Source organism: Kushneria halocnemicola, assembly GCF_965650455.1.
GTDB lineage: Bacteria > Pseudomonadota > Gammaproteobacteria > Pseudomonadales > Halomonadaceae > Kushneria.
The window spans coordinates 2,127,325-2,138,718 of the sequence record NZ_OZ287968.1; the positions used below are offsets into that span (position 1 = coordinate 2,127,325).

General features: G+C 63.6%; 11 protein-coding genes. 7 read left to right on the forward strand and 4 right to left on the reverse strand.

The features are described 5' to 3' along the window. Positions 1-25 precede the first annotated feature (25 nt). The gene (locus tag ACS92L_RS09720) at positions 26-559 is read right to left on the reverse strand and encodes a GAF domain-containing protein (RefSeq protein ID WP_438764500.1); all 534 of its coding nucleotides are present in this window, start codon (positions 557-559) and stop codon (positions 26-28) included. A 135-nt stretch (positions 560-694) separates the two neighbouring features. After that, positions 695-1,570, reverse strand: a complete 876-nt coding sequence (locus tag ACS92L_RS09725; protein WP_438764501.1) for a D-amino-acid transaminase — start codon at positions 1,568-1,570, stop codon at positions 695-697. Positions 1,571-1,845: 275 nt separating this feature from the next. Between ACS92L_RS09725 and trhO the strand changes: the two genes are divergently transcribed. Together trhO and ACS92L_RS09735 are read left to right on the forward strand one after the other, a co-directional pair. Next, the gene (gene trhO, locus ACS92L_RS09730; protein WP_438764502.1) at positions 1,846-2,805 is read left to right on the forward strand and encodes an oxygen-dependent tRNA uridine(34) hydroxylase TrhO; all 960 of its coding nucleotides are present in this window, start codon (positions 1,846-1,848) and stop codon (positions 2,803-2,805) included. 291 nt (positions 2,806-3,096) lie between these two features. Then, positions 3,097-3,894, forward strand: a complete 798-nt coding sequence (locus ACS92L_RS09735; RefSeq protein WP_438764503.1) for a lipopolysaccharide kinase InaA family protein — start codon at positions 3,097-3,099, stop codon at positions 3,892-3,894. A gap of 14 nt (positions 3,895-3,908) precedes the next feature. On the opposite strand, the gene glnE is transcribed toward ACS92L_RS09735, so the two are convergent. Continuing rightward, entirely contained in the window at positions 3,909-6,854 is a 2,946-nt protein-coding gene (gene glnE / locus ACS92L_RS09740) for a bifunctional [glutamate--ammonia ligase]-adenylyl-L-tyrosine phosphorylase/[glutamate--ammonia-ligase] adenylyltransferase (protein WP_438764504.1), read from the reverse strand. A 137-nt stretch (positions 6,855-6,991) separates the two neighbouring features. On the opposite strand from glnE, the gene ACS92L_RS09745 reads away from it, so the two are divergent. The 5 genes from ACS92L_RS09745 (at position 6,992) to cynS (ending at position 10,391) form a co-directional block, all read left to right on the forward strand. Beyond that, entirely contained in the window at positions 6,992-7,810 is an 819-nt protein-coding gene (locus tag ACS92L_RS09745; RefSeq protein ID WP_438764506.1) for an amidohydrolase family protein, read from the forward strand. 59 nt (positions 7,811-7,869) lie between these two features. Continuing rightward, positions 7,870-8,949: an AbrB family transcriptional regulator gene (locus tag ACS92L_RS09750; RefSeq protein ID WP_438764507.1), complete on the forward strand. Its 1,080-nt coding sequence runs from the start codon at positions 7,870-7,872 to the stop codon at positions 8,947-8,949. 63 nt (positions 8,950-9,012) lie between these two features. Next, positions 9,013-9,408: an NUDIX domain-containing protein gene (locus tag ACS92L_RS09755; protein ID WP_438764508.1), complete on the forward strand. Its 396-nt coding sequence runs from the start codon at positions 9,013-9,015 to the stop codon at positions 9,406-9,408. A 1-nt stretch (position 9,409) separates the two neighbouring features. Continuing rightward, entirely contained in the window at positions 9,410-9,871 is a 462-nt protein-coding gene (locus tag ACS92L_RS09760; protein ID WP_438764509.1) for a hypothetical protein, read from the forward strand. A gap of 76 nt (positions 9,872-9,947) precedes the next feature. Next, the gene (cynS, locus tag ACS92L_RS09765; protein WP_438764510.1) at positions 9,948-10,391 is read left to right on the forward strand and encodes a cyanase; all 444 of its coding nucleotides are present in this window, start codon (positions 9,948-9,950) and stop codon (positions 10,389-10,391) included. Positions 10,392-10,429: 38 nt separating this feature from the next. On the opposite strand, the gene ACS92L_RS09770 is transcribed toward cynS, so the two are convergent. Next, a complete protein-coding gene (locus ACS92L_RS09770) occupies positions 10,430-11,365 on the reverse strand; it encodes a LysR substrate-binding domain-containing protein (RefSeq protein ID WP_438764511.1) in 936 nt (311 codons plus the stop codon). Positions 11,366-11,394: the final 29 nt, after the last annotated feature.

The window sequence follows — 11,394 nt, forward strand, 5'->3', positions numbered from 1 at the left end:
CCCGGTCATGGCCGGGGCGTGCTCATCAATTTCTTTCAAGCGCCCCCTGCAACGGCGCTTTTGTGACACCTGCCAGCTCACGGCCCACATGGGCTGCAAAGTCGATCAGCTGACACCGGTCGCGATAACTCATCCTGCGCGGCGTGTGATCGATAATACAGACCGCACCGAGCGGCTCTCGCTGCGGCGAATGAATCACGGCACCGGCATAAAACCGCAGCGCCATCTCGCCGGTGACCAGCGGGCTGTCGCGAAAACGCTCATCCCGGATGGCATCCTCGACCACCATGATGCGTGACGCCCTGATCGCCTGACTGCAGAAGGTCACCTCGCGAGGCACCGCCTCGATGCCTTCCAGACCGACTTCCGATTTAAACCAGACCCGGGAATCATCCACCAGCGAAATCATCGAAATCGGCACGTCAAAATCACGGCTCAAAAGCCGCGTAATGACGTCAAAACGCTCCTCGCGCGGTGTGTCCAGCACGCCAAGCTCTTTCAGTACGGCCAGCCGCCTTTCTTCCTGTTCCCGTTTCCAACGCCTGTATCCATCCGGCACGTCAACGCTCCTTCAGAGCAGCGCCCCCGGCCTTCAGCCCTCCGGCGCTCTGTTATCGTCACCCCACACCCTGTGGCGTCTCTATCGACCGGACCGGACGTAACTGAATCCCGCCGCGAGAATTTCAGGACACGTTCAGGCCTGTCCCTGACCGGCATCCAGCGATTGAAGGCTTGCATCGACATAGAGCCTGCGCAGGGCGCCTGCGACAGCCCCTGGCCGGCCCTCGCCCACGACGCGTTGATCGATCGACACCACCGGATATAACAGCGAGGTCGCCGAGGTGACGAAAGCCTCCCGGGCGTTTTGCGCCTCCTTGATGGTAAAGCCGCGCTCTTCGACCTTCATGTCGTTTTGACGGGCAAGCTGCATGATCGCCCGACGCGTAATGCCGTGCAGAAGCGAGCGCGACAGTTCACGGGTGATCAGCGTGTTGTCGTGATCGACGATCCAGGCGTTGCTGGAGGACGCCTCGGTCACCAGCCCCGACTCCACCAGCCAGGCATCATCGGCACCGCGTTTTTTGGCCTCCATCTTGGCCATGGATGGATACAAAAGCTGAACGGTCTTGATGTCACGGCGTCCCCAGCGCATGTCCGGCAGGGAAATGACGTTGAGGCCCCGCTCGGCCAGCGGGCTGTCGATGATCGCCTTTTGCTGGGTAAACGCCACCAGCGTGACCGGCGTGGACGCCTCGGGATAGGCAAAGTCCCGATCCGCGACGCCACGGGTGACCTGCAGATAGACCAGCCCTTCCTCGAGCGCGTTCTTGTCGATGAGCTGGCGGTGAATGTCGCGCAGAGCGTTGTCGTTGAGCGCGAGATGCATGTTCAGCTCGTTGAGCGAACGGTGCAGACGCGCCACGTGCCCCTCGAAATCCACCAGCCGGCCGTTGAGTACGGCCGTGACTTCGTAGATGCCGTCGGCAAACAGAAAGCCGCGATCAAATACCGAGACGCTGGCTTCACTTTCCGGCACGTACCGGCCGTTGACGTAGACTGTTCGAGACATGAGCCCTTCCGCTGTACGTTGTCCTGCGCCATGGGTTCGCAGGTGTTGCATCGTTGTCAGGCCATTGCCACGACCCGGTCTTCTGATCATATCAGTGCCGTCGAGGCGCTGCGCGATGAGACGCCGCACCCGCCGCTTTCCCGGCGATCAACGGAACCGGCCCGAACAGGTGCAACCGATGAGGCGGATGCGTAAAATACGCGCCGCGGCCCACCCGGGCCTGTATTCATTCCCCCTGGTCCGCCCCTTGCGAGGGCGACTGCCTGGAGAAACGCATGACACGTCCTGATACACCCGATGAGGGCCCCATCGTGGTGGCTGCCCTCTACAAGTTTGTCTCCCTGCCTGATTATGAGGCCCTTCGTGAACCGCTGCTCGGCGCCATGCGCGACCGTGACGTCAAGGGCACGCTACTGCTGGCCGAGGAAGGCATCAACGGCACCGTCTCGGGCACACGAGACAGCATCGACGCGCTGCTGGACTGGCTCAAGGGCGACCCGCGGCTTGCCGATCTCGAGCACAAGGAGTCCCGGGCGCAGGCGCAGCCGTTTTACCGCACCAAGGTCAAGCTCAAGCGCGAAATCGTGACCCTGGGCGTGGAGGGCGTGGACCCCAACCATCGCGTGGGCACCTATGTTGAGCCCGAGCAGTGGAACGATCTGATCAGCGACCCGGAAGTGCTCCTGATCGACACGCGCAACGACTACGAGGTCGAGATCGGCACGTTTGAAGGCGCCGTGGACCCGAAGACCCGATCGTTTCGCGAGTTTCCCGAGTATGTGCAGGCGCATTACGATCCGGCAAAACACAAAAAGGTTGCCATGTTCTGCACCGGCGGCATTCGCTGTGAGAAGGCGTCCAGCTACATGCTGGCGCAGGGATTCGAGGAGGTGTATCACCTCAAGGGCGGTATTCTGAAATATCTGGAAACGGTACCCGAGCAGGATTCACGCTGGCGCGGCGACTGCTTCGTGTTTGATAACCGGGTCACCGTGCGTCATGACCTGAGCGAGGGCGAGTTCGATCAGTGCCACGCCTGCCGGCGCCCCATTTCTGCCGAGGATCAGCGCTCCCCCTGCTACGAGCCGGGCATCAGCTGCCCGCACTGCTGGGACAATCTGCCCGAGAAAACCCGCGCCGGTGCCCGCGAACGCCAGCGCCAGATCAAGCTGGCAAAAGCGCGCGGAGAAGCCCATCCCATCGGACGTGACCCGCGTACCAATCAGAACAGCTGATCGCGCTCAGGCAAGTCTTCGCTCGACCGCCCACTTTCGGGCGGTCACGCTGCAGGCCGACGTCAGCCTGCCCCTCTCCCGCAACACCCTTTCTGTTTGATCTTTCCTCGCGCGAGGCGATAAGCCCCATGTCGTGCGTACCGCCTCGCCCCTGAGGAGCCTGCAATCCGGGTTCGACCTTAAATTAAAATAATATTAAGATTAACGTTAGCAGGTTAACTTTTCTGTCGTATCTGGCTTTTCCCTTCTTGTCACTGACCTGCGCAATGCAGCCCCGGTATCAGGTGTTTCATGGTATTTCGTCATTCCTTTTCGTCTCGACAGGCGCCCTCTGTCGAAACCTCAACGTCAGATGACCGGGAGCAAGGCCTCGCCACCGCCGGTGAAGGGCCCATCGATACCCCGGGCACCGCCGCCAACGAGGCCTGGCGTGACGCCGGTCCATCTCGTGCGCCTGATACGGCCGAACAGGAAGTAACCCTTCAGCAGGCCGGCGGCCTGCTCAAGGCCGACGTGATACTGACCGCCCATCGCGGTGAAACCGTCGTATGCAAGGATTACAGGCGCTGGCAGCACACGGCTCTGGCACCGCTGGCGCGCTATCTGATGAAGCGCGAGGCGCGCATGCTCAGACATCTCCGCGACTGGGCACACGCACCGGATTTCAAGGGATTTGCCGGTCGCTACGCTTTTTACATGTCAGCCGTTGACGGGATGGACCTCGGCGAGGCCTACCGACGCAGCGTCGCGGTACGCTACGGCGAGATCCAGCGCATGATGGGCGAACTGCATCGCTTTGATGTCACCCATAACGACCTTCGCTGGACCAACATCCTGGTCCGCTACGATGGTCGTCTCGTTTTGATCGATTTTGCCTCGGCCTTTCATGCCACACCGCGCAGCCCCCTGCGACCCGTCATGAACCGGCTGCGCCGCAGCGACATGGCCGGCACCCTCAAGTTCAAGCGTCGGCTGACCGGGCGGGCGCTGACGCCTACCGAGCAGCGCCTGAAGGCCACTCCCCGCTGGCTGTCGCTGCTGCGACGGGGCTGGAAACATCAGGTACTGCCGCGCCTCAAGGGACGCTGAGTGGGCGCAGGCACTCAATGATCGGCTGGCGTTTGTATACTGTCGGCGGCATCGTCTTCGGGCCCAAGGTAGCGCTGCCACAGGGCGCGAACCGCCTCGCGGTGCACCTCGAATCCGTCTTCCGGTACCAGTGAGCCGGAACGGGTGAGTGCGGCCCGATGGCTGGCATCGCGATAGGCAAGCCAGGCCCTGCGCAGCTGCTCGGCGCCTTCAAACGGCAGATGGCCGGACGACTCCAGCGTCTCCAGAATGCGCATGTTGTCGGTGTAGGTCAGAAGCGCCTTCTCCCGATGCCCCATGGCCAGCACCGCAAACTGATTCATGAACTCGATATCGACCATGCCGCCCGGGTCCTGCTTGAGATGAAACCAGCCGGCGCTGCGGGATTGCGCGCTGCTGCCCAGGTGCTGTCGCATCTTCTCGCGCATGGCCACCACTTCGCGCTTGAGCGTGGCCACATCGGACTCGCTGGAAAGCGTCTCGCGGCGAATGTCGTCAAAGCGTTTGGCCAGTATCCGGCTGCCGGCCACGGCGCGGGCGCGCACCAGTGCCTGATGCTCCCATACCCACGCTTCGCGCCGCTGGTAGTCGGCAAAGGCCTCCAGCGACGACACCAAAAGCCCCGAATTGCCCGACGGGCGCAGGCGCATATCCACCTCATAGAGCACGCCGGCCGGCGTCGTGGTCGTCAGCATGTGGATGATGCGCTGGCCCATGCGCGCGTAAAACACCGGGTTGTCGAGACTGCGCGGCCCGTTGGTACTACCGCGCGGGTCGGCGTCGTGCAAAAAGACCAGATCCAGATCGGATCCGTAGCCCAGCTCGATCCCCCCCAGCTTGCCGTAGCCCACCACCAGAAAATCGATCTCCTCGGCGCCGGCGTGGCTGCCGTCGCGCCTTCGGGGATAGCCGTAGCGCGCCGTCAGACCCTGCCAGGCCAGCTGCACCACGGCCTCGAGCACCACCTCGGCAATCATGGTCAGATGATCGCTGACCACCATCAGCGGGCGCGCTCCGGCCACATCGGCCGCTGCCACGTTGAGCACGCGCGCATGACGAAACAGTCGCAGCGCCTCGAGCTGGCTCTCCTCGTCACCGGGCGGCAGTCGCGACAGGGTCTGACGCAGCTCGTCTTCGAGTTCGCTGCGCTCGGGCGGCGTGTAGAGGTTGCGCGGGTCGAGCAGCTCATCGAGCAGCACCGGGTAGCGCGCCAGCTGTTCGCTGATCCAGGCGCTGGCACTGCACAACCGCACAAACTGCGTCAGCGCATCGGGATTTTCCTTGAGCAGCGACAGATAGGCCGTACGGCGCAGTACGGCCTCCACCAGCGCCAGCACGCGCTCCAGCGTGATATCCGGGGTTTCCGTGGTGGCCACGTTGGACAACAGCACCGGCATCAAAGCTTCCAGACGCTCAAAGCCGATGCGCTGCATGCCGGTTACGGCGCGTCCGTGGCGCAGCTTGAGCAGACGCTCGCGCGCCCGCGACGGGTCGCGAAAGCCGGCCTCGGACAGCAAAGCGATGGCGGCCTCATCGTCAAAGGCTTCCTGCCACAGCGCCCGCCACTCCTCCAGCGCGCCGGCCTCGATCAGCTCATGATCTTCCTCTTCCGGCGGGGCGATGACCTCATCGAAACGCTCGCGCACTCGGCGCCGTACCTCGTCAAGATTCGCCACCAGCCCTTCCCAGTGCTCATGACCCATGGCGAAGGCAATCCGGGCCCGGGGAAGGTCCTCGTCGGGCAGCGACTGGGTCTGGCGGTCTTCCAGCCCCTGCAGGGCATGTTCAAGGTCGCGCAGGAAAACGTAGTCGGCCTGCAGGGCGCGCACGTCATGGCGTGACATGATTTCAAGGCGCTCAAGCTCGGCCAGCGCCCGCTTGAGCGAGGGCGTTTGCAGCTCGGTCACGCGCCCGCCGCGAATCAGCTGAAAGGCCTGCACCACGAACTCCACTTCCCGGATGCCGCCGGCGCCCAGCTTGATATCGTCCTCGCGCCCGCGCCGTCTGACCTCACGGTTGATCAACGCCTTCATCTCGCGCAGCGATTCGATCGCGCCAAAGTCGATGTACTTGCGATAGACAAAGGGTCTGAGATCCCCCAGAAGGCGCTGACCCGCCTCGAGATCACCGGCCACCGGGCGCGCCTTGAGCATGGCGTAGCGCTCCCACTCGCGCCCCTGGCTCTGGTAATAGGAGAGCATACTGGCAAAGCTGCCGGTCAGCGGCCCGCCATCCCCCAGGGGTCGCAGACGCATGTCCACGCGAAAGACAAAGCCGTCTGCCGTGATGGCATCGAGAGCAGAGATGACCTTCTGGCCCAGCCGGGTGAAGTACTCCTGATGCTCCAGGGTGCGCTCCCCGCCCTGTGTCTGACCCTTTTCGGGGTAGGCAAAGATCAGATCAATGTCGGAGGAGAGATTGAGCTCGCCGGCCCCCAGCTTGCCCATGCCGAGGATCACCATGCGCTGAGGCCGTCCTTCGCTGTCCGGTGACGGCGCACCGTAGCGCGCGGCCATCGCCCCTTCGTGCCAGCGCAGGGCCGCCTCCATGCAGACCTCGGCCAGTCGCGACACGGCGGCCGCGATTGCCCAGGCATCGGCATGGTCGTTACGGTCGCGCCAGATGATCGCCACCATGCGCTCACGTCGAAACCGGCGCAGCACCTGCTGCATGGCCGCCTCGGTGGCCGCCCCTTCAAGCGCGCTGTCAAGCCAGTGCTCGAGCGTCTCTCGCCCAGGCGCGGCGACCAGCTCTTCATGCGAGAGCAGGCGATCAAGCATGACGCCATCATGGGAAAGGGCCCGGGCCACAAAATCGCTGGCGGTAACGGTCGTGACCAGTTCACGCAGGCGCTCTTCGCCCAGACGCGCCAGCAGCGCCTCATCAAACGTCTCGAGGGTACGACGTGCCTGGGACTGCAGTGCTTCAGGCAGGCCCGTCAGGGCGGCTTGCAGTGACATGGAAGGGCCTCTCTTTGATCCGTTGCCTGTCAGCATAACGAAGATTGCAGTCCGAGCCATCACCCCGCATGCTTGTCATGTCTGTCCGGGACACGAAACGCGCTGTCTCGCGATCACTGGATGATCAAGGAGTTGCCATGGCTGAGGTTATTCCCTTCAACGGACACTACCGACACGACCATCGTGAGCCGCACGGCTGCTTCGATGCGCACCTGCATATCATCGACCCCCGCTTTGCGCTGATCGACAATCAGGGCTATCGCCCCGAGCCCTTCACCGTCGAGGATTACCGCAAGGCCACCCGCGGGCTGGCCATCCGTGGCGGTGCCATTGTCTCGGGCTCCTTTCAGGGCACCGACCAGAATTATCTGCTCGCAGCGCTGGAAACGCTGGGCGGAGATTTCGTGGGCGTGACCCAGCTGCCCGACGAGACCAGCGATGAGCGCCTGCTCGAGCTCGACGAAGCCGGTGTCCGGGCCATCCGGTTCAATCTCAGGCGGGGTATCGAAACGGACATCGCCGCCATGATCCGCCAGGCCCGACGCGTTTTCGACGTGGTCGGCTGGCACTGCGAGATCTATGCCGATGCCCACGATCTTGCCCCGCATCTGACCCTGCTGCGCGCCCTGCCCTCGATGGTCATAGATCACCTGGGGCTGTCGCAGGAGGGGCTGCCCACCCTGCTGGCACTGGTTGAGGCGGGCGCACGCGTCAAGGCCACAGGTTTCGGGCGCGTCTCGCTGGACGTGCCGGCAACGCTTGCCGCCATCGCCGATATCAACCCCCATGCCCTGCTGTTTGGCACCGATCTACCGGGCACGCGCGCGCCGCGTCCTTTCAACGAAGGCGATATCGAGCTTTTGCACAACACCCTGGGCGATACCAACGCCATGCTGGCTCTGCATGACAATGCCGTGGCCCTTTATCGACCACGCGGCAGCGACAGCGTGGCCTGATACGTCATAATCGCGCCACCGCCAATGATCCTTTTGTTCGCTGCTGGAGCCTGACCACCTTGCTCGCCGATCGTCTGCCTGCCTCTTCCCTTTTTCGCTGGACACTGCTGTTAAGCGCCTGTGGCCTGGCAAGCCTTTTACTGCAGCTGGTGCACATGCCGGCCGGCGCCCTGATCGGGCCCATGGCGGTGTCTGTCGTCTTTGGCGTCACCGTTGGCGGGCTGAAACTGCCGCGGGTGCTGTTCAAGTCGGGTCAGGGGGTGATTGGGCTGCTGATTGCCCAGGCGATGACGCTGACGGTGCTCTCCACCATCGCCGAAAGCTGGCCGGCGATGGTTCTGGCCACCGTGGTCACGCTGGTGCTGAGCACCGTGGTGGGGATTTTGCTGGTGCGCTACGGCGGCCTGCCCGGCACCACCGCCGCCTGGGGCACCACGCCGGGCGCGGCGGCGGCAATGGTGGCCATGTCGGAACAGGCCAACGCCGACCCACGCATCGTTGCCACCATGCAGTATGTGCGCGTGCTCTGCGTGATCATGGCCGGCGCCCTGGTCAGCCATTTTCTGGGCGTCTCGGGACAGTCCCACGGGCCGTCTCATACCATGACGTGGGATCTGCACGGTCTGCTCTCGCTTGCGGTCTCGATCGCGCTGATTGCCGTGGGCATCGTCGTCTGTGATCGCCTGCTGCCGGCCGGCGCCCTGCTGGGCCCGATGCTGCTGGGCACCGTGGTACAGGTTTCGGGCGTCATCGATATCGAACTGCCGCTGCCGCTGCTGGAGGCGGCCTACGCCTGCATTGGCATTTACGTCGGACTGCGTTTTGACCGACAGACCGTGCGCAGCGTCATGCATGCCTTCAAGTGGATGCTGCTGGCCTCCATTATGCTGATTGCCTTCTGTGCGCTGTCGGCGCTGATGCTGGTGCCGATGATGCACAGCGACTTTCTGACGCTCTATCTGGCCACCAGCCCCGGCGGTCTGGATTCGATGACCATCATCGCACTCGACACCCACGCCGATGTGGCCATCGTTGCCGCCCTGCAGGCACTGCGCCTTTTCACCGTGGTGCTCATCGGCCCCTCCATGGCGCGCTTTATTGCCCGCTTTGCCCGGGAAGGTTCGGGTCAGCCACACTGAAGCATCCGCCGGCCATTCAAGGTCGGTATGGCACCACCCCTTTTACCGATATCGGAGCCTTTCATGACAACGCATATTGTGGCCGGCTGTCTGCTGGATAACGCTGGCAGGCTTTTGGTGGTCAAAAGCGCAGGCCAGTCCCTTTTTACACTGCCGGGGGGCGCGCCTTCCGCACAACATGGCGAAACACCGCTGGGGACTCTGTCGCGCTGCTGTGCGCCCTGTCTGGGGCAGGGGCTCGAGGACGAACAGTGCATCATGCTCGGGCGCTTTCGCAGCCGCCAGGACGACACGCAGATCGATGCCGATGTATTTATCATCGAAAATTTTGAAGGGGACGCCACCCCCGGTGGCGAAATCGAGACGTTGCACTGGATGGCACTCGATGACGACACGCTCTCGCTGGCCCCGCTGCTCAGCGACGAGGTTCTGCCGGCGCTGAGACAGCGCCTTGACTGACATGACCGATACCAATCCCAAAGCGACAGGGCGTCGCCCGCCGCAGCGCCATGTGGCGCTGGCCCTGCTCAGCGCCCGCGACGAGGTGCTGCTGATACGCCAGGCGCCTCAGAGCCGCTACGGCCTGCCCGAAAGCACCGTCGACCATGATGCGGACGACGACACCCTGACACACGCCGTGGCAGCGCTGCAGGCCGCCGTGCTCGCCGACGGTTCAAAGATGCCGGAAAGCGCCTGGCTGGGACGCTTCGCCGCCCCCGATGAAAATGGCCGGCTCGACATGCTGGAAGTTTACCTGGCCCGCCTGGGTGAGGCCCGGCTGCAGTCGGATGTCGACTTCGAGCGTGCCTGGGCGCCGCTTTTGTCACCGCCGCCGGACAACATGATCGACCCGGCCATCGAGCTGCAGGTCATGCCGGCGCTGGCGCTTTTGATCGACCCGCAAGCGCCCACCTCGCGCTGACACACCGCTGGCCCTGACCGGCATGCAGTGTTATAGCTGTGACGTGACTTCCAACAATCGACAAAAGGGTCATGTCATGGACAGGATTGAAATGCACCACACCCTAATGGCCGCCCGGGCGCGTCAGAAGATGAGCTGGGACGATCTGGGCGAGGCCGTGGGCCGCTCGCCGGTCTGGGTCGCCTCCGTGTGCTACGGCATGAACAGCGCCCCACCCGACATCGCTCAACAAATCGCCAGCGCTCTGGGGCTTGAAGATGACGCGCTCATCGAAGCGCTCAAGGCCTACCCGACCAAGACCTGGGATGGCGCCATCCCGCAGGACCCGCTGATCTATCGCCTCTACGAAGTGGTCGGCGTTTACGGGCCGACGCTCAAGGACATCATTCAGGAAAAGTTTGGTGACGGCATCATGAGCGCCATCGACTTTTCGATGGACGTCGAGCGAGAGGAAGACCCGAAGGGCGATCGCGTCAAAATCACCATGAACGGCAAGTTTTTACCCTACAAGAGCTGGTAGTCGCTGACCGGTTCAGGCCGCGTCGATGTCCGGCGCGGTCAGTGCTCGGTCGGGCGCGTGTCGTCGCTCCGTGACATCAGCCACTGTCGGAACAGGCGGGCCGCCGGCGTGCCCTGATACTGTCCCGGCGTCAGCAGCGACAGTCGCCCACGGCTTTCAATGCGGGTATCGAGGGCGCTGACCAGTAGCCCCTCCCGCAGTTCGTGCGCCAAAAGGCGCGTCCAGCCCAGCGTCACTCCCTGACCGGCAAGCGTTGCGTTCATCAGGAGCTGGTAGCTGTTGGCGGACAGCGTGCGCGCCGGTGTCTGCCACGTCTCCCCCAGCGTCTCGCACCAGCACTGCCAGGTCAGCCAGTCATGGTAATGATCCTCGACCACCATCAGCACATGACGTGACAGCAGTGTCTCGACGCTGTCGGGTCGGCCCTCGCGGGCCAGATAGGCCGGCGAGCAGAGCACGGCGACCGCCTCGTGATCAAAAATCGCCTGCGCTGTCATGCCGGGCGGGTCGATTTCGTCGGGCAGGTGGTAGTAGATGCCCAGGTCGCACTCGCCCGGCTCCAGTCGATTGGGATCCTCGATGATCAGCATGCGGATGCTGATGTCCGGATGGCGGGCCTGAAAGTCGCTCAGCTGGCGCGACAGCCAGAAGGAGGCGATGGTGGGCGATGAGGCGATGGTCAGGCTCTGCTCGTTCGGGCGACGGCGAATCTCGGCGCTGGCCTCGCCCAGCTCGCGTAAAAGGCGCTGAACGAGCCGGTAATAGCGCTCGCCGGTTTCGGTCAGAGCCAGCCCGGTCTGCTGTCGTTCGAAAAGCGGCTGCTCCAGATCGCTCTCGAGCCGCTGAATCTGGCGACTCACGGCGCTCTGGGTCAGGGCCAGCTCGTGGGTGGCCCGGGTGATACTGGCAAGGCGTGCCGCCGCCTCGAAGGCACGCAGACAGTTCAGGGGCGGCAACGCATGACGTGCAGACATGAAAAACACTCCTGCCGGCCGGGGCGGGC